Here is a 20,840-nt window from a genome sequence, read left to right as displayed (position 1 = left end):
CATAAGGACTCCTGCTAGCGTGTAAGAACGACTCTATGAAGCCTAACAAAAAAAGTTGCCATAATAGCAACTTTAAGAGGTCGAGCAAGTATTTTACCGAGAATGGAAACTTACCTTTATTAGCTAAGATTACATCACCAGACTTTATCAAACTCAGGATGAAAGAAGGCGTAGCCTTTCTTTCCGTTTTTCTTGATTCTGTACATGGCCATATCCGCAAGTTTTAGTAGTTCAGTCGGATCTTGACCGTCTTTTGGAAAAAGACTGATGCCAATGCTGGCGGACAGATGGACTTCAATGGAATTAACATAAATCGGATCTTCAAACGCAGCAGTCAAGTTCCTGGCAACGATCTCTGCATCATCGTCATCCTTAAGCTGGTTCAGGATAATGCTGAATTCGTCACCTCCGAGTCTTGCTACGCAATCCGTACTACGAATATTGCCCTTCAATCGACGGGAAACTTCCATTAAGACCTGATCACCTATATCATGACCATAGGTATCATTAATCTGTTTGAACCCGTCCGTATCGATATACATTACCGCAAACCTTAACTCACTTCTTACCGCATTGCTGACAGCCCATGCAAGACGATCCTTAAAAGCTAAACGATTAGGAAGACCTGTCAAGGAATCATGCAAGGAAAGATGTTTACTGATTTTCTCCGAAACTTTGATCTTGGTGTACTCCGTATCCAGTTCCTTAATCAGGTTTTTGAGTTTGTAGACGCGAGTGCTCGTGTTGGTTGTGTCGCAAATCTGCAGCAGTGCATAACTGTGATCATTTTCATAAAGCGGTTCAACATGCAGATTTTGCCTGTAAAAGCTTTCATCTCCTCCATCCTTCGGAAGGATAAAAGATTTATGTAGAGCGCTGGAGCAGAACCTGCTCTGCCCGTGATACAGCGCATTTTGTATGATGCTCATATACATATTAGCTTTGAATCTGGGGCAAATCTCGAGCAGGTTTTTACCCAGCACGTCTCCAGCGAGCATACCTGTTAAACGTTCTAACCAGCCATTCCACACGAGAATTTTCAATTGTTTGTCGACAATCATAATACCCATTTTGGTTTTGTTCAGCGCTTGTACAATGAGATTATCCATGGTCATCCTCCCAGTAGAGCATTTATCTTATCGAGCAGACTGGAGATGGAATCCATGCTCAATGCAATAACGATAATTCCTTTTACATCTGTATCCGCAAGCAAAAAGGAGGTATGCAGTACCAATATGTACACTTCATTCTGAAGTAAAATTTGGGGATCAGTTCGTGTAACATGAAGCAGTTCAATATCAGGCAGTACATACTCCAGCTTTATTTCGAGAAAATTTCCGAACTCGCCAATAATGGCATTGAGCAGCACATTACTGATTTCCTGCAACACATCGAGATCCGTATCCATTAATCGACAATCATTTGCATCCACGTGCTCTGTCAATTCTCCGAGACACATATTCGCTAATACTTTTGCCTGCTCGGCAGGGAACATCAGGAAAGCTTTGCCTTGAAATTGATACCCGAACTGCAACGATGAACGAAAGAGATGGCCTTCCGCAAATAAAATGTTGTACCTTCGATCCTCAGGATCTACTTCCGAAATGGAGATTAGATCAACCTCGGGGATATTGAGTACAATATGTTTGTCTACAATTTCCGATAACATATTAGCCGCTTGTCCAACGTAAACATTGACAAGTTCAGTAAGCAGATCTTTCTGTAGCTCATTCAGCATGACGTGCCACCTGAATCATTTGCAGCAAAGTACCTGCTCTTTCTGCAGTTAACGGTTTATTCAGGAATCCTGAAATGCCCAGCTCCTCCACTTCCTCACGGGTAGCCTTCTGAATATCGGCAGACAAAATAATAATTTTGACATTCTGATCATTCTCTCGTATCAGACGCAGCATATCCTGACCATTCAGTCCTGGCATCAAAAGATCTGTCGTTATCAAATCAGGTTTGTAATCCTGATAAAGTTGGTAACCTTCTTCTCCGTTGGTGGCCGTTCGAATTTCGCAATCCGGAATATGATCGCTAATCAACTTGCTCATCATTTTCTGTACAAAAATCGAATCTTCCACAATTAATACTTTCATTATTCTACTCAGTCTCCTTGATAATGTTTTAAGGGCGCAAAAGATCAGGCGCTGTAGACAGTTCTTGAGAAGGAGCTTCGCGCACAGGTGGAACCCCTTAAAAGTGACTGACAGATGGAAATGGCAAAACAATATAAATTATAGTTACTAGAAAAATAGGTTGTCAATAATATTTAAAAATAAGTTAAAACGTATTCAATTGTCAATGGAAGGAAAATCCTTAGAATACATAAAGCAATAAGTCCAGCGGAAAATAGTCTTATCCTATAAGGAAAAATATACCTATAGGGACGACTGATGATTTGGAATGGGTTAAAGCGTGGTATGGAGAGCATAATGAGCCTGCTAACCTTAGAGGAAATGTGCTTATCATGTAAAAGAACGAAGCAAATCATGAAATGCAACTCACATTTCAATGATATCCTGCTTCGTCCTTTTAATATTATCCAGATTTTACAGAGGATTAACGATATAGTGGACCATACGCGGCGCACGCTCGGTAATCTGCACTCTCCAAGTCTTTGGTTCCAAACGCAGACCAGGCACTGGGGCGGAAAATAAGCTTGTCATCAATGTTGTGCATGTTAACTGGAATGCGCAATATGCTCGCCAAGGTAATTAAATCAGCTCCGATATGACCATAACTAACCGCACAGTGGTTGGAGCCCCAGGCTTCCATAACGCTGTACACATCACCGAAAACCGGATCATCCTCTACTAGCTTCGGTACAAACCATGTTGTAGGCCAAGTTGGTGTTGTACGCGAATCCAACTGCTCATGTACTCCATCCGGTAATTCCACAGTGTAACCTTCGGCCAGCTGAAGCACAGGGCCGAGTCCTGCAACGAGGTTGATGCGACTCATCGTCACAGGCATGCCTCCTCTCGTCGTATAATCTGTCGAATATCCGCCCCCGGCAAACTGATCCATATAAGTAGGTCTCCAGCGGACAGCATCCAGACAGGCTTGAACCTCGTGCTCTTCAATCTCCCAATGCGGTTTCATTACTGGTTTGCCATCACGTTGCTGCTCACCTGTTCCATCCAGTGCAGCAGGTCCAGAATTAATTAGATGTATAAAACCTGATGCTGCAAAGCCGTCAGGCTGCCATCCGGTAACTCGTTCTACGGCTTCGGGACTCCAATAGGCGCGAACATCCGCAAATATTTGAGCGGTGTGTGATACATAATGATTGAGCAGCATCGTGACTGCGTTTAAATTGTCGTTCTCCGTGGCGACCATGTAAGGCTCCCGTATGCCATTCCAGTCAAAGGAACTGCATAGAACCGCTTCAAGCACATCTGCGCTTGGCTGATAATCTGTCCACTCCCGCTGTCCCTGAAAGCCCGATGCAATGGCGTTATAACCGTAAGCTTCTTCCTCATATCCCATTGCAGCAAGTTTAGGATTCCCTATCATTAAATCTCGTACGATCATCGCCATACGAATCGAGGTTTCCCACGCTTTTGATTTTCCCCGCAGGCTAATTCGGACAGATTCAGGATTAGGGTCAGGCCCTTCCTGGCAATAACGTGTTATCCAGGCCAGAGCAGTCCGAAATTCTTCCTGATCATAGATATGCTTTTCGAGTCTGCGGTTAACCTCCGTCATATCCACGTACGCATTTCTCATGCCCAGATAACGCTGGTAGAAATTTTCGTCAACAATGCAGCCTGCAATCCCCATCGAGACAGAGCCGATGGACAGATATGATTTGCCCCTAAGCAACGCCACCGCCATACCTGCACGGGTAAAGCGAATCAACTGATCCCGAACATCCACCGGCAGCTTGCGTTCGTTCTGATCCTGAATATGTCTGCCATAGATTTTAAAGAGGGGTAGCCCTTTCTGGTTATGCGCTGCGTGAAGCGCAGCCAGATAGACTGCACCGGGGCGCTCCGTGCCGTTAAATCCCCAGACTGCATGTGGCAGCGTAGGGTCTGTCTCTATCGTTTCTAAAGGATAACACCAGCCACTAGCTACGGTGAGCAGCACACCGACACCTTCCTTCCGGAATTGCTCGGCACAACGTGCGGCTTCTGTTATACCGGAGATGCATGGCTCAAAGATAACAACCTCTACCGGAGACCCATCCGGATAACGGAGAACGGCTGTAATTTCAGCGGCGGCTTCACGCGCAAGTTCTATCGTGCTTTCTGCCAAGGCTTCCTTTACAAGCTTGCGGCGGTCCACGATCGGACGAATACCGATTTTGGGAAAGCCTCCTTCATAACGATGTGAATCATCTTCATTCATCACGTACCCTCCTTCACTCATGTTTATCGCATCATTGGCCCAACAGGAAAAGTAAAACTGTGTCGACCTGGCTTCAGCTCTTGAACACGGGGCAGCTTCGTTGCAATAACAACCGCAGATGGCATGACAAGCGTAGCTGAGGTGTTCTCGGGAATTTCCACATGGATGTGCAGTCCCGTTTGGTCTTTTTTCCAGCCTGCAGCGATTGTTCCATGTGCAGTTCGGATGGATGCGCTGACCTCATCCAGCTTGGAAGGAATGCAGGGTTCGATCCATATCTTTTCGTAACCAGGTGAATCGGCTCTAATTCCTGCAAGTCGTGTGTAAAAAGAGACGCTGATGCCTCCAAACATGGCGTGATCATGAGAATGCATCCCCCCCTTCTCGCTCCACTGCTCCCAAAGTGTAGTTGCCCCTTGTGCAATCTGATAACCAAAGCCCGGGTATTCCTTTTTGGTTAGAAGTTCATAAGCGATATCGATATATCCGTAATCAGAAAGCACATCTAACAGGTATCTCGTCCCGTAAATGCCAGTGTGAAGATGTCCACCTTTATCGGCAATAGCCTGCACAAGCCGTTCTGCGGCGGAAGCACGTTGTTTGACAGGTACCATTCCGTAGGCTAGCGGCAAAAGCTGGGCAGTCTGTGAACCACCGGCATAGATCCCATCTCCTGCATAAAAGCGACGTTGAAAGGTACGGTTAATGTCATCGGCGAGTTGGCTGTAAAATTCTTGGTCTGCGGGTTTTCCCAAAATAGCTGCCGATTCGGCAACGATGGAAGTAATCTTGTAGTAGACACTGGTATTAACCAGTTCAACTTCATGAAAGTAGTTTTCCCAACCATCTTCATTCGGAGGGCACCAATCCCCAAACCCTTCTTTCACTTCATGTTCAGGCCATTTCTCATGTAGATGATCGATGTATGCCTTCATGGAAGGATAACTTCGGCCCAATACGTCCAGATCGTTGTAATGTTGATAAAGATGCCATGGGAGAGACACCTTGTCTCCACTCCAGTCGGGATTCGTCTGGCTGTCTTCAATATCTTCAAGCCATTTATGATAATAGCTCTGCATATCGAAATGGTGCATCCCTGATTCCTCAACGACAGCGGAATCCATGAGACAAGGTGTTCGCTCGTCACGCTGGCAACAGTCCGTTGGAATGCTCACTAGATTGTTAAGGTAAGACCAGCGAATATTGCTGTAAAGCTGATTAAGCAGTTCATCCGAACATTCAAATGTGCCTGCCAGTTCAACAGCGGCATGGATCGGAACTGCCTGAATGGTAATCCAGCTTGATCCGGCACAGACCTCTACATACCGAAATCCATGATACGTGAAACGTGGCTCGTAACATTCTTCAGCATCACCGAGGAGGATGTAGGTATCTGTAGCCTTCGCGTTCCGATTCGTCCAAGAGTCAATATTGCCTTGTCCATCCACCAGTTCACTGTATCGCAGCCGTATCTCATGGCCTTCCCGTCCTTTCACCCGAATACGAACCCAACCTGCGATGTTTTGTCCAAAGTCGTATACATTCACTCCAGGACGTGGATGAAACACAGAAATAGGCTGTACCGATTCGAATGGCAGAATAGGAGGTTGTTTATTCTCCTTGAGTTCACCTTTTGGCGCCTTGGCAGTTACAGCCCCTGTCCAGTTCTTGTCTTCAATAAATCCTGGACAATCCCACCCATTTTGTTGCAGGCGTGCATCATAGGACTCCCCATCATAAATATCATTGAATAAAATCGGGCTTGGTGCCGATGACCAGGATTCATCTGAGATAATGGTCTGTGTACTGCCATCCTCAAAGCGTAGATCCAGTTGCAGGAGGAGGGCCTTATCCCGATTCCATTTCCATCCCCACCGCGAATAGTTGTAATGATATCCATTCCCCAACCAGACACCCAGTGCGTTTTCACCTTCTTGCAACAGAGGAGTCACGTCATATGTGTCATATAGCATTCTACGATGATAAGGTGTATTGGCTGGGGCAAGTACACGGCGGTCTGCTCGCTTTCCATTAATAAGAAGCTCATACCAGCCAATCGAATAGATGCGCAGTCTGGCTTCAATCGGGGGTGTGGATATATTAAATGTTTTGCGGAACAGTGGGCTGTCTACTGGAAACTCTGCCTCGCAAACCGATAGCATTTGTCCTTCCAACACCAGTCCATTGCCTGAAGCATGAATCGTACCTGCTGTACAATGCGTGGTTAGCGGATCATAAAAACGGTTGGAGTACAGCACACGTCCATCGCTTCCAGTTAGTTTCAGGTCGCGAAAGACCGCTTTTTGCCCTTCTTCTGTCTGAAATCCGACTGTTCCGTGATATTCTGTTGCTTGGCAACTACAAAAAAATTGTTCATTTATCGTTACTTTCCATTCTCCGTTTTCTGTACATACTTTGAGCGAGATTTTCGTAAGCTCTTTCGACAGGAATGAAGGTAGTTTGATGTTGCCTATGACTTGCTTTATCCCCTCTTCCGTGCGGAAAACGTAAGCAATAAATGGATTCTCATCTGAGAAAGCTTGTGTATGCTCCGGGGACTCTGTCTTTTGTTGCTCGCTCTCCCGAAGTTCAATCCCGCAATGATCGTTCTCATTCTGATAACCAAACAAAAATGATGCACCACCTGTATCCACGTCGAGTACGACTTCTGCTTGATAGGAAGTCCACTCATCGCGAGCACTTGTCTGGCGGGTAATCCACTCGGCTAACCATGTGTCTGACATTTTTTCTGCCTCCTCACCCATTCGTCTGCTTTCCCTATAGAAAATTCTGATGTCTGATCGTTACTTCAGAGGCATTCCATGCACTCACAGTTATCTCGTTCAACCGGATTTCAGATCCTGTTTCAAACGCAATGCGTCTCTCTTCTCCCGGCAAAAGGCCAAAATCATTGTCATCCAGATAGCAACTCCAGTCCTCGGGAAAATCGTGAATCATCACCCGAATCGCAGGCACACTTCCGCTGTTACGTATAATAATCACGCCGCTATTGTCATCTGTATAGACAGCAGACGCTTCCATTAAGGTACAAGGAAGTTCACGTAGCGGTGCATTAGAAAGGTTCCCGTATAGCATGAATGCATGCTCAGCGTCCTTACCTTTGTATTCGTTGGCATCGTGCCGGTGCTCTCTCTCAAAAGCGAGAAGTTCAGCGGTCTTCGGCTGAGCATTGAACCAGTACCATTGATCAGAGATCAGACTCCCATTGTGGGCATGAAGTGTAACCGCCATCAGAAAAGGATCAATGCATGAGGCTTCGGGCAGCTTGATTTCCAACGTATCTATGCAATACGCCAGGCCTGGATTCGCTGTTAGAGCTGGGTACTCCCATGTCATCATTTCGGTTAATTGGCTGTTATATAATCTGACTTGTACCATGACGTCTGTAAGTATTTCACGCGAATCATTGACAAGATGTAGACCAGCGTGAAACATTTCACCCTGCTCCCATCCGTCAAGTTTCGATGTCGTGATAAACGCATTTTGCGGACGACAAGCTTGCTTGGCACGATAATATGAGAGCTTAGCTGTCCCATAGTAGTCGACGACTGCCCATGAGTGTCCCGGAAAGCAATCGGTGAATTTGTAATACCAGTATCCACTCTTGTTTTTCCCCGTACCTGCTCGTTGGATATCAGCGGTAAAGCGAATGGCATCGCCTTGTGCAGTCTGCGAATAGATAATATAGTCATGCCAATTGCGAATGGGTCCATATGCCCCGTACCGCATTACTTTAATGATATCTTTCAAGCTAAACTGATGAAAATGAGCCTTCCATCCTCTGCTTTCCTCGGTCGGTGGAAAAGAAGACAACGCTTCTTCCGGCATATATCGCAAACAGCTGGAAACATTCGTCTGGCTTGGGATGCCGAACTCGCCGTAAAACACCGAAGGCATCGCTAACGTGGCTTGATCGAGCGGTTCGCCTCCATGATAGACATTCCAGTTATGAGCACTGCCTCCCCAAGGATCGGTTCGATGAAAAGGACGGGATGGATCATACTCGCGGCAGCGCTTCCCGACTAGAAAGAGGCCTTCGTCTGCCCCGCCATGAGCCCCATTTTCGTTGCCACCGCCCCACATGATCAATGAAGGATGGTTCCGCAGCCGTTTAATGGAGAGTACCGTCTGACGGTCAATGACACCTAGGTCGGTCAGCGGTGCATCAGGCGGCCCCCAACAGAGAGGAAACTCTTGATACACCATGATGCCCTTTTCATCACACAAGGTATAAAACTCATCACTTTCCACAATCCCGCCACCCCAAGCTCGGAGCATCTGAACATGGCCTCTCCGCGCTAGCTCCAGTAAACGTTCATATTGCCCTTCCTTGTGTGTGAGCATGACATCCGGCCAGCACCAATTCGCACCTTTGATGAAGATCGGTTCGCCATTGATGACGAACTGCCAGCGATAGTCTGTTTCAGGTGTGGTATCTATCACGGGTCGCATCTCAATCGTACGGATAGCAAAAGAAGTGAAGACTGCACCTGTGTTAACTGATTTTGATCCCGCTGTCCAAGCTGCGTTCAATATGCCCATTGAATGATGTGCCATATCATCCGCATCTCGATCAGCACGTTCACTAGAGACTACTCGCAGCACAAGCTCGTAGATAGGCTGTTCCCCATACCCTGAAGGCCACCAGATTTGTGGATTGTTCAGTTTGACTTCGGTGCAGAACTTGCTTTTGCCATAGGGCACTGTAATAACAGCTGTAAATCGGCTCTGTTCGCAGCTTTCATATTGTTCTTTCGTCCCAAGGGGTGGATTATTTTTACTTGACGTCTCCCTGCGCACCTTATCGGTTTTCAGCCGGATCAGACCTTCGATAGTTATAGATACCTGCTCAACAAGAGAACTATCTGCTGTAAATTCAATATGAAGCAGCGCCTCATCCGAAGAGAAAGACCGTGTTACGACATACGGATCAAGTAAAGCCAGGTCTGGTTGGCTCCTTATGCGCACATCTTTCCAGATGCCAAGCGATATGAGATGTCCGTAGTGCCAGCCGAAGCCTGGACTTGGTTTCATTAGTCCATTCCAGCTTTGAGGTGCCGGATCGATTCGAACTACGAGTACATTGGCTTCATTCCATCGAACCAGATGTGTAATGTCATGAATCGGTCCGCCAAACATGCCTTGATGATGACCAAGTGATACGCCGTTGAGAAATACGGTGCCGGAGTAATCGATGCCGTCAAACTCTAAAGTAAGCCGTCTGCCATTCCATTCCTGCGGTACTTCAAAGGTGGTAGCAAACCACCACTCCATACACTCCACACGTGTTCTGCGGAACCAGACAGGTGTCTCCTGAGGTAAACCATACTGCTCAAGTTCATCAATTGTATTGGTGTTCCAATGCGGGTCATCCATCAACCCTAAATCCATTAAGGCTTGCTGTACTGTTGCAGGAATGTGAATCTCATGCCAGTCTTTGCGAGGATGCTCAGGGTCGTACCATCGCTCACGCATCCCTTCGCTAGCGAGAGCTTTTCGTCCAAACCATCCTGTGGCAGGGGCCGGGGAACCGGGATCAGCTGCTTCTCCGCCCTTCATCCGCCATAAACCAGATAATATCAACGAATCGGATGTGGAATCGGCTATGGAGTACATTGAAACGGACTGCTGGTTATTCATCACGGGTAACATTTCGTTCGTTACAGGTAGAATCGGAATACGACTATCCGCATCCACCCAAGCGTCTCCGTGAAGCGAAGAGCGGGAATAAGCCTTATCCTGAATTTCGTCCAGATAACGCTTCCCTTGCTCGGAACGGTAATATGAGATGTTTGTCATCGTACGAACACTCCATTCAGGCTCTATGAATTTCTGTTACTCTGTTTACTCTGTATGGGTCTATTCAACATGTTCTGTGAATGAGCACAGGCCGATAACCTTCCGGTACCTCCATTGAAACCGAGACTGCTTTTGGGGCAACCACTTCCAATTGAAATACTGAGTCTTCTCCTTCATTCCTAATCTCCCAGCGCACATCGATTCTTCCATCGCCCGGAAGAGGCACCGCTCCTTTGGCCCATTGCAGATCTCCAGGTTGCGGCGCAACCCGAACCTTCGTCCAACCGTCTGCCGTGGGATGTACTCCGAGTACCACAGCTCCTAGAAAGTATCCCGGTGCAGCAGACCAGGCATGGCAATGACTTCGTGACATATCCTTCGGATTAGCTCTATTCTCGGTAAATCCCGGGTACATCTCCCAACAGGTTGTCGCATCATGTCTCACCATCTCACCGAACTTCACTCGCATATCTTGAAGCATCGTTTCAATCTTCCCGTTCATCATCAGCGCTTCATAATAAAAAAACGTCATGAACGGACTTCCAATCGCAACAAAGTCCTCCGGTGGCGATGTTAAATAGTCCGTTAACTGCTCCTTACGTTCATCTGCTGCAACTCCGGTAATCAGTGCTATCACTTGAGTCTGCATGCTAAATGTGCTGGAGGGAGAACCATCGGCATGAATACAGTCCAAGAAAGCCAGACGTTCACTGCTCCATAGATGCTTGTTGATGGCCTGAATTAAAAGATGTGACTTAGAGTCGTAGTAAGCGCCTTCCTCTGCACACCCTGCCAGTTCCGACAATCGTGCCGCATCTGCCAGCGTGCGTGCAAAAATGGCGTTTTGATGAGTAACTGTCCCGTCGTTCGGTTGCTCAATCGGTGCCCAGTCGAGCAGATTCCAGGCATGAATGGTTAATAGCCCTTGATCATCTATATTTTTGAGATAATGATCCAGTGTGAACCTGACCTTCGGCCAGACCGTTGATGCAAACTCCCTGTTTCCGGTATGCCGGGCATATTCAAGACAGGCCGTTACCCAAAAAAACGTCCAGTTTGGAATGACACTGCTCCAGCCGCTCGGCACTTGATCCACATAAAGTGGTGTCTGCTGACCTGATCCGGGCACTAGCTCAAGGCAGTGTTTTACAATATCCGTTGCACCAAAGACGTAATAGTTCACAAGTGCTTCATTACGGCTGTCCCCTACCCAGAACACCTGTTCATAGGTCGGACAATCCACAAATGTATCCTCCATGCACAGCCGGGTTGTATGTTTGCTAATCTCCCAGATATCATTCAAGAGTGGATCTGAGCTATGGAAACGGCCGATCTCTGCCACTGGATAATTGCTCTGCACAAGCGTCACACCGAACAGTCGGACAGGTGCTCTATTCCCGTGAATTGTAAGCATAAGATAGCGTAGTCCACGCCGCACAGGAGATTCATAACTTTGTCTGCCTTCAAGGCATACATAACGTAGCGTATTATCTACGCCAAAGGTATCCTGTCTCCATCCGCCATCCATGTATTCGAATCCATAGGCATCAATGACTGTCCCTTCCGGTGCTTCTACTTCAAATCGCAGATAACCAGACCATTCACGTCCAAAGTCTAGAATCAGCTCAAGCCCTTGACCTTCATCCGTTGCCGGTATTATGGCCGGCCTGCGATTGGCAAAACATACCTGCTGCAACGTTGCTGGTACAGCCAAGTTTTGCTCTTTTCGCTTCCATATACTGAAGGTAAAGATGGATGCATCCGAGCTTAACATCGCAGGAAAAACACTCATCCACTTTTGATAAGCAATCAATTCTGACACCGAAGCGACTCTTCGACACTGCTCATACACATCTGCGTCCTGAAACGCATTCCTATCCAAAGACTGATTTCCGCCAAAGCCACGATACGCACGAAGTGGGTCTGAACTTGGCTGATGATCAATATGAACCAGAGTAGCGAACGGGCCTATCAGCATAAAAGGTGATTCGCCTACCAGTTTTTCATGGAGAAGAAGCGGCGAAACAACCGTAAATGAAACGTCACAGTCGATGCCAAGATGCAAGCCGCCGCCATGATCAGGTCCCGCGAGTTCAATCAGCAGCAGATTGTCTCCGGCTTGGAGCCTGATTCGCTGCAGACGGCGCGGTTGTTCTCCCTCCATTTCTTCTAAAGTGTAATAGGTTCCGTTGAGAGTAATTCCGCGCAGTGCATGGAAGGCACTGAAAAATCCGATCACAGCCTCTGTTTCGCTGCTTGCACGAATGACTGCCGCCGCATAACCCGCAAAAGATACCGGGTTGGCATGCATTTTGCTGCCTGGCTCCATCGCTTCACGTATATCCAGCACATGTGTCCACGAGACAAGAGATACCTCTTTCAAAGACTCGACCCGGACCGGCCAAACCTCTTGCTCAGTCAATTCAGGAATATTGCTCGGGATCAGCTGCTTCCAAGGGGCATCACCTGGCCTCCCGATGATCCGGGCATCTGTCCAACCGTGCTCCTCAGCAAAATCGATGTCTGTTTCTGTTCCAAACCAATCTACTTGTGAGCGGCTTGCATCCACCTGTTCGCTAAAACCAAGCTGACAGGACATGCGTGAGGTCCTGCGCTCGTATCCCGCATATGGAGTGGTATGCCATGTATCATCCGTAGCAGCAATTAGTTGCCTCTGACGGGTAAGCGCTGCCGTCTCTGGAGGGACCAGCTCCAGTTGAGCCAGCAGCCCCCCTTGACCTGGCACATAGCTGAACGTGGCCACCCCGTAACTTATGACCAGAACGGCGATCGTGTTATTGCCTGAACGAAGCAAATGTCCAACTTCGTGTACATGATAATTCAGTTCAAACGGCCAAGAGCGATTAGGCCCTCTTCCACACAAGACGCCGTTTACATATAACACGTACCGGGCATCTGCCGTAATTGTGACCTCTGCACTTGCGTAATCCCAGTGCTGCAACATAAATTGTTTTCGAAAACAGCGCCATTCATTACGCGGCCACTCCTCATCGCCTCCCCAGATCCAGGAAGCTTTCCAAATGGAGCCCCCAGCTGGCAACGTTTGATCCATATCTAAATCAACTCCCGTTCCCTTAATATTGTGCTGAGGATGAACGTGCGCCTCCATTCCCAGCAGTCCAGGTTGCAAAACAAAAGGAGCTAAAACTTCACAGCTTTAGCTCCCCCTTCTTGCCCTTTCTTTTTCGGTCAAGTCGGTTTACAGACCGTGAGCTTGACGAAGCCGTTGGTATTCACTGTTATACCAAGCTGTAAATTCGTCTGCTCCGGCTTTTTTGAATGCGGCCAGTGCAGCCTGTTTGTTTGCTTCAAAGGTTTGCTCATCCTTGGAAAGAATAATCTTGGCTGCCTCGCGCGCTGCCAGCTCTTTCAGCTCAGCCTCCTGTTTTTTCAGTTTGTCATCCAGTGTTACACCCGGGATAGTGTTACGCCTAATGATTTCCTCATCCGTCATGCCATTCATCCAGGTCGTAAACGTATTCAGTTTGCCTTCATCAATCAGCTTTTTGAATACCTCACCTGAGTATGAAGCACCGTAATGCTGAGCGAAGTCTTTTTCAAGCGTTGTGGCTGCTTTAGACAAGGACTCCTCGGAGGTAAAGAGGTCAACGGGCATTTTGTCATTTGGATTAACCATATCTCCGCCGAGACCGATGATATTCCGATCGAGTGAAAGTCCTGTGGCTTCGTATGGTGCACCGCCTGCTGCTTTCAAAGCCAATGTTTCGTCCGTCAGTGCCGGTTTACCGTCAACCACTTTCCAGTGCTTGCCTTCTACACCGTTGTACATGGTGCGTGCACCTTCATAAGAGTAAATATAATTCAGGAATTCCATCGCTTTTTCAGGATTTTTGGACGTTTTGGAGATACTGTAGGCTTTATCCTGCCAGCCGAGCGGGTTGACTGCACCTGTCCAAGCCAGTTTGCCTGCGGGTACAACGAGATAACCTTTTCCTTCGCTTGCATGCTGTGCATTAAAATCACCCATCGCCCAGGTCGCTGGTCCAACAACGATCTGTCCTGCTGTTGCTTTAGCCATGTAATCATTGTTTTTCATCGTCAGAGAGTCGGGATCAAGCAATCCTCTACGCTGTGCTTTATTGTAGAAGTCAAGTGCTGTCCAGAAGTTAGAGGATTCATCGGTCAGATTGCTAATGAATTCGCTGCCGCCAACTTTGGATGCCGTCAGGTCACTTGTGGCACTGACACTTTCATTAAAGATGATTGGCGGAATCGTATAAGGCCACAGTCCCCAATCCTGCCACATGGACACGCCGTATACTTTCTTTCCGTCTTCCGTCTGCGGATGTTTTTCTACGATTTGACCTACAACGTCGAGCAGATCATCCATCGTTGCAATTTCAGGGGTACCAATCTCTTTGTACCAGTCCCAGCGAATCGTTGGGCCAATGGTAATTGGTGCAATGGATGTCCCCGGTTTGGATTGTACTTGCGGTGGAAGGAAATACAGTTTACCGGTGCCGTTGCTCCAGTTCTTTTTGCTGTAGTCTACAACGGTAGGAATGTTGGCTGTTATATCCTTGCCGGATTTGGCGAGCATATCGTCAAGTGGAACAATCAGATCCCCTTCAATCAATTGCTTCTGATATTTATTCACATTTGTGCGTACCAGGTCGGGCAGGTCGCCGCCGGCAAGCAATACATTGAATTTATTCTCGTCTGCTTCAACGTATTCAATCTTGACACCGATTTTTTCGGCAATGGCCTGTGCGACCTCGTTGTTTTGCTGCGTATTCCATTTCGATCCGGTCTCCATAATTAGCACACGCAGCGTAACCAGATCTTTATTAGAGCCGTTCTCTGGTGAACCTGATTCGCCAGTACCCGTCTGCCCTGTCCCTCCGCTCGTACAGGCTGCAAGCAGTAAAGATGTCATCATGAGCATGACCATTACTGGGCGGAACGTTTTTTTAGTTCTCATGTCATAACCCTCCTGTTTTATCTTCTATAATTATCGGCATTATGCCGGATAATCCAACCTCGTAGCAACACTTTTTAGCCAACAAGCCTTATCCCTTAACTGCCCCCATCATGATTCCTTTCACGAAGTAACGTTGCAACATCGGATACACAAGAACAATCGGCAACGTAACCAGCATGGTGATTGTCATTCGGATGGACTGAGGTGTGAGTGTTCGAACGACATCTCCCCGGGTTAATTCCTCTGTTGTCATATTGGACAGGTTGCTGGATTGATTCAAGAAGTTGTAGAGCACCAATTGTAACGTTTGCAGCTTCGGGTTTTCGACGAGAAAAAAGTTGTCAAACCAGGTATTCCATTGGCCAACGGCAGAGAACACGGCAATGGTGGCAATGATCGGCATCGAGAGCGGGAAAATAATACTGCGATAGATCCGGAAATATCCTGCTCCGTCAATCTTCGCCGATTCCTCCAGTGAAGCCGGAAGCTGTTCAATGAACGTTTTGATCAAAATAATGTTAAAGCCCGACATCGCACCAGGGATGATGTATAGCAGAAAATTATTTTGTAAGCCGTATGCTTTCATCGTTAGATACCACGGGATAAAACCAGCGTTAAAATACATGGTAATAAGGACAAAACGGTAAATGATTTTACGATACGGCATCTCTTCTTTGGTGATCAGATAGGCAAAAAAGGAACAGCTAAATACGGTAATCAATGTACCCAGCACCGTTCGGGAGATACTTACCAATGCAGCATCCATAATACCCGGCAGTTGTATCGTTGCTTTATAGGCTTCGAGCGAGAATCCTGCTGGCCAGAAATATACGCCTTTCTGAACCTCGATCGGGTCACTGATGGAATAGATAAAGATGTAATAGAACGGGTAGATCGTGATGATCACGAGCAGCGACAGTATGATGTAGTTAAACAGTGAGAACGTAAGGTCTTTCCAATCGGTATGGTGGACGGGACGAAGCGTCTGTCCTGCGGGTTGTGTGCGCATATAAGTTTTGCTCCTTTCCCTGCGAGTCAGACGATGCCTTGACCGCGAACTTTCTTGGATAAAATGTTAACACCGAACAGCAGCAGAACACTGATCACCGTTTTGAAAATCCCCACAGCTGTGGAGTATGAGTAGTCTCCTGTCACGAGACCAAGCCGGTATACATACAGGTCTAATACTTCAATTCGATCCGCGATCATGACGTTGCTGAACACCAGATATTGTTCGAATCCTGCCGAGAGCAGGTTACTAACGGAGAGGAGTAATAGTACGATAAACGTAGGCATGATGCTGGGCAGTGTAATATGCCAGATGGTACGCATACGTCCGGCGCCATCCACCTTTGCTGCATCGTATTGCTCGCTGTCTATACCCACGATGGCTGCCAGATAGATAATGGCACTCCAGCCTGCGGATTTCCACAGCAACAGCAAAGTCTGCACCGTCCATACCCGGTCATAATTCCCGAGAATATCCACGGGCGGATTGCCGATGCCTGTTTTCATCATAATGGAATTGACTGCGCCCTCCGTGCTGAACATACTGAAGGCTAATGAAAACACGATGATCCAGCTGATATAGTTCGGCAATGTGGACACCGTCTGTACTAGCCGTTTGAACCAGCCAGCACGTACCTCCGAGATTAAAATGGCTAGCAGCATCGGTACCGGTGCTGTTGCGATGGACAATAAGCTTAGTGCTAGTGTGTTCGCCAGTACAGGACCCATTCGTGGATCATCAAACATGTTCCGGAAGTTTTCGAGCCCCAGAAACGGGGTTTGTTGCAACGGAATGCCTGGTTTGTAGTCAAAAAACGCATAAATCCATCCGAATAAAGGTACGTAACTGAATGCCAGTGTAAATAGGACAAAGGGTGCGGCTAGCAACAACAGATGAATGCTGTCTTTGCGATTCAGCTTGCCGGCTTTTTTGGTGACAGAGCTTTTCAGCGTTTCGGTTCGTTGCATATGAATTTCTCCTTTGTGCGTTTGCTTTCGTTTTGCTTATTCATATGATAGCGCTTTCTTAAAGGCGCTTGAATGAAACTTCCCCCGATCTGCTTGAAAAAAATAATACCGTCTCTCGAATGAACTTGAACAATCTTAAGATTTTTCTTGAACAAATGAGAAAACGATAACCGAAAAAAGCTCTCATGGGTCGCCTTTCGGGCGAGAACATGAGAGCTTCTATGAAGAAACTACCTTATTTCAGTTCGATTATCCTAACGCTCCATTGAATAAGTACCACTTTTTATCGACGCGCTGGCAAAGTAATCATAACTTTTGCGCCCTGATCAGCTGGAACAAATTGAATGCCATATTCAGTCCCATAATATAAACGAATCCGTTTATTGACATTGTTCAGACCGATACCGCTGCCTCCAGCCGTAGACTTGGGTGATTCTCCCCTGGCTAATTTTTCATTTAACGCTTCAAGCGCAAACGTGTCCATGCCTACCCCGGAATCGATAACGCTCAATATTAGATGATTCTCATCTCCAGCAGCCTCAATGCTAATTTGTATAGCAAACTCCTCGCTCTGTCTGCCAGAAGCAATCGAATTTTCCAGTAACGGCTGAAGAATAAAGCGCGGAACCTGACAATCCATCCATTGTTCGTGTACATCCATCGTGAAGGTAATGTTATTGTTAAATCGCATGTTAATGATCTTTAAATAGTTGTCCACATACGACAGTTCATCACGCAGCGTGCACATCGAATCTTTACTGGAGAACACGGGACGCAAAATATTGCCTAAAGCAACAATCGTATTCACGATGTTGTCTGCCTTGACAATGACCGCCATCCAGCGAATCATGTTCAATGTATTGTAGAGAAAATGTGGATTGATCTGGTACTGCAAGGCCTCCAGCTCCAGCTCTCTTTTCTTCTCTTGTATCTCGTTATTTTTCTCTACAAGCTCCACCATACTAAGCGACATCTCATTAAAACGGCGGATCACTGTGCCAAGTTCGTTATTGGGAACATGATCAACGGTAACGCCAAGTTCACCGCGACTCATATCCTTCATTTTGCCGGATAATTGGTTCAGTGGTTTAATAATTTTGCGCAGCCAGAAGTAGGAAGCGATAAAGATTGCCAGTACACTTATGGTGAACACCAGCATAAGCATCCGTTGAACGCCAAGAATCTGGTCCGCATACTGACTGAGCGGGATCTCTTTGAGCAGATACCAGCCCCCGTCATGGAGCTTGTAATAGACGACTTGCATGTTGCGTCCTGCCTTTTCATCATCCAGACTTCCGTACGCACCGTTCTCAAGGTCCTCCCCTGTCTTGAAGTGACTGCGAGTTCCTACCCGATCCGCTTCACTCGCTGATACAACCATTCCGTCAGCGCTCGCGATGTACATGTCCCCTTCTTCGCGGTTCAGTGCAGTCGCATAAATGGAAGATAGATAACGTTCATCGATATTAAAAATTAAAGTGGCACTTGTGTTCGGATCATAAATCGCTCTTGTGCCCCGCATCAGGCTGATTAAATAACCGTCATCTTTACCCGTGAGATACGGATTGTAGAATGATTTTTTGATTCCAGAATGAATGATCAGGTGTGGATACTGTTCAATCGTCTGATGAAAAGGCTCAGAGGTGAAAAAGCTTTGTTGCCATGCCTCCCGGTCATAGACAAGCGTTCGCTTCTGACTTCCGCCTACAGCGCCCAGATTTTCCGCCGTGATATAGATCGAATCAATGTAATTGTAGTTATCAATGAAATCGGCAATGACTCGCTGTACATCATTTTTGGATTCCAGAAATTCTTCTTCCGTTTTCTCCGAAATTTTGTACAAAAACTGCTGAATATGATCATCACGCAGAAACAGCATCGATAACCGATCTATCTCTTTAACCAATCCGCCAATGTTGTGATCCAGCTGCTGGAATTGTTGGTAGAGTAGCCGTTCATTCTGAATCTTGACCATATTTTGCATAAAAGAATAAATAAAATAAGAAGCCCCCGCCATGACGGCGAGGCTGATGATCATAATATACAGAATGAGCTGGGTTCTGAGTTGTCGGGATACAAACAGCGCTTGCACGACTTTCTTCATCTTATTGCACCCTTTTGTCACGGAGCGTGGTTTGTCTGCGATATTCGTTTGGATTCAGGCCGGTAATTTTTTTGAACACTTTGCTGAAATAGGTATACTCGGGCGAAAAACCGACCAGAGCCGGTACATCAAAAGAACGCATCTGACTCTGCGCAAGCAGTTCTTTTGCACGCTCAATACGGTATCGGTTTACGTAATCAATATAGGTAATCTGCAGTTCTTTACGAAACAGGTTACTGAGATAACCTGGACTTAGCCCCACATGGTCCGCGACCATCTGAAGGCTGATATTTTCTGTGTAATGGCGCTTAATGTACTCGATGGCCCGGGTGATTTCATCACTCATTTGTAAGCGTTTGCGGGTCAACTCGACAAGTGTGTTCATATAGACGAGGATTCGATCCAACATATCAGGCAGTGTATCACAGGTTTCCAGCTCTTCCGTCATGCTGACCAGCAGTGTCTTCTCATTGTTATGATCATACACATGTGTGTTAATCCATTGGATGAATTGATAGATTGTCAACTCCAGCGTTTTACGCTCTTCACACAAACCGCCTTCGATCTCCTCTAAAAACTGGTCATATTCCTTTTGTTTCAGTGGTGGGAGCAGCTCCCTTATGGCGTTATGGTTTTTAATTTGCTCGATTCGTGCAAGTACTCTCGAACGATCCGCACGTCCGGTTCCCTGATGTTGCTGCCCCGGGCCGGTAATGAATTTGCGTTGCAATGCACGCTTGGCTTCAGCATATTGTCTGGGAAGTGAATCATATCCTCCGTTCACACTACTGATTCCAAAGGATACCGTACAGTTAAAATAATGACGGATCGTGTCCTGCACATGTTCAAGCAACTGGTGAATCTCCTGAACAATCGCCTGCTCAGATAATATATCGGCAAAATGCAGCACGAGGGCGTAATGCTGGTCATTAATCTGAACGGCTTCCCCCCGTTTGTAACTCGTCATGATCTCTCCCAAAATGTTCAGCAACGACATCTTGACCAGATGACCATGCTCATCATGAAAACGTTCCTTGAGCGAAAAATAACGATCCACTTCCATCACGCACACCACAAGCCGAACAGGAGAAAGACGTAGGGCACTCTCCGTCACAAACCGGGAGAACTCTTCTGTGGAGAAAATACGATAAAACATAAAGTCCTTAAACATCTTTTCTTTTATGAGTTCTATATCCGGTGAAGTTGAGCTTACTCTTCCCTGCACCTGGCTCTGCTGCTGATCCAGCTCTTCCCTGACACTCGTCAGTACTTGCTCAATCTCTTCTTCCGTCATCGTTAGCTTTAATATATAGCTGGATACATCCAGTGTGAGCGCCTTGCGGGCCAGTTCAAACTCTTCCAGGCAAGAGAGCACAACGATACGTGTATGTTTATCTAGGTTACGAATGTTGGTGATCAGCTCCATGCCATCCATTCTGGGCATACTGATATCGGTAATGACCACGTCGGGTTTCTCACGTTCATAATAATCCCATGCGGCAAGACCATCGGGGAAATCGGCGGTAACCTCTAACCCGAATTTGCTCCATTCAACGGAATTTTTCAGTCCGATCCGAACCAGCATTTCATCTTCGACGATCATCACCTTATACATGC

The 20,840-nt window shown here is 46.8% G+C and carries 12 protein-coding genes; all 12 read right to left on the bottom strand.

Annotation, left to right across the window (positions count from 1 at the left end; translation table 11 throughout):
- Positions 1–134: 134 nt before the first annotated feature.
- Entirely contained in the window at positions 135–1,109 is a 975-nt protein-coding gene (locus tag AC1VYS_RS14425) for a PAS domain-containing protein (protein ID WP_482914839.1), read from the bottom strand.
- Positions 1,110–1,111: 2 nt separating this feature from the next.
- The gene (locus AC1VYS_RS14420) at positions 1,112–1,738 is read right to left on the bottom strand and encodes a chemotaxis protein CheC (protein WP_482914838.1); all 627 of its coding nucleotides are present in this window, start codon (positions 1,736–1,738) and stop codon (positions 1,112–1,114) included.
- On the bottom strand, positions 1,728–2,102 hold the full coding sequence (locus AC1VYS_RS14415; RefSeq protein ID WP_482914837.1) for a response regulator transcription factor: 375 nt from the start codon (positions 2,100–2,102) through the stop codon (positions 1,728–1,730). The genes AC1VYS_RS14420 and AC1VYS_RS14415 overlap by 11 nt, the downstream gene beginning before the upstream one ends.
- Before the next feature lie 463 nt (positions 2,103–2,565).
- A complete protein-coding gene (locus AC1VYS_RS14410) occupies positions 2,566–4,359 on the bottom strand; it encodes an L-fucose isomerase (RefSeq protein ID WP_482914836.1) in 1,794 nt (597 codons plus the stop codon).
- A gap of 23 nt (positions 4,360–4,382) precedes the next feature.
- Entirely contained in the window at positions 4,383–7,103 is a 2,721-nt protein-coding gene (locus tag AC1VYS_RS14405) for a family 78 glycoside hydrolase catalytic domain (RefSeq protein ID WP_482914835.1), read from the bottom strand.
- A gap of 34 nt (positions 7,104–7,137) precedes the next feature.
- Positions 7,138–10,179, bottom strand: a complete 3,042-nt coding sequence (locus tag AC1VYS_RS14400; protein WP_482914834.1) for a glycoside hydrolase family 2 protein — start codon at positions 10,177–10,179, stop codon at positions 7,138–7,140.
- 64 nt (positions 10,180–10,243) lie between these two features.
- Positions 10,244–13,252: a family 78 glycoside hydrolase catalytic domain gene (locus AC1VYS_RS14395; protein ID WP_482914833.1), complete on the bottom strand. Its 3,009-nt coding sequence runs from the start codon at positions 13,250–13,252 to the stop codon at positions 10,244–10,246.
- Positions 13,253–13,399: 147 nt separating this feature from the next.
- On the bottom strand, positions 13,400–15,142 hold the full coding sequence (locus AC1VYS_RS14390) for an extracellular solute-binding protein (protein ID WP_482914832.1): 1,743 nt from the start codon (positions 15,140–15,142) through the stop codon (positions 13,400–13,402).
- 88 nt (positions 15,143–15,230) lie between these two features.
- The gene (locus AC1VYS_RS14385) at positions 15,231–16,151 is read right to left on the bottom strand and encodes a carbohydrate ABC transporter permease (RefSeq protein ID WP_482914831.1); all 921 of its coding nucleotides are present in this window, start codon (positions 16,149–16,151) and stop codon (positions 15,231–15,233) included.
- A 26-nt stretch (positions 16,152–16,177) separates the two neighbouring features.
- A complete protein-coding gene (locus tag AC1VYS_RS14380; RefSeq protein WP_482914830.1) occupies positions 16,178–17,119 on the bottom strand; it encodes an ABC transporter permease in 942 nt (313 codons plus the stop codon).
- Between the two features lie 283 nt (positions 17,120–17,402).
- Positions 17,403–19,223, bottom strand: a complete 1,821-nt coding sequence (locus tag AC1VYS_RS14375) for a cache domain-containing sensor histidine kinase (RefSeq protein ID WP_482914829.1) — start codon at positions 19,221–19,223, stop codon at positions 17,403–17,405.
- Between the two features lies 1 nt (position 19,224).
- Positions 19,225–20,838, bottom strand: coding sequence for a response regulator (locus AC1VYS_RS14370; RefSeq protein ID WP_482914828.1), 1,614 nt, complete (start codon positions 20,836–20,838; stop codon positions 19,225–19,227).
- Positions 20,839–20,840: the final 2 nt, after the last annotated feature.

It is taken from the genome of Paenibacillus sp. G34 (assembly GCF_056856875.1).
The sequence above is the reverse complement of the archived record's forward strand: the minus strand, read 5'-3'. Positions and strand labels throughout refer to the sequence as shown.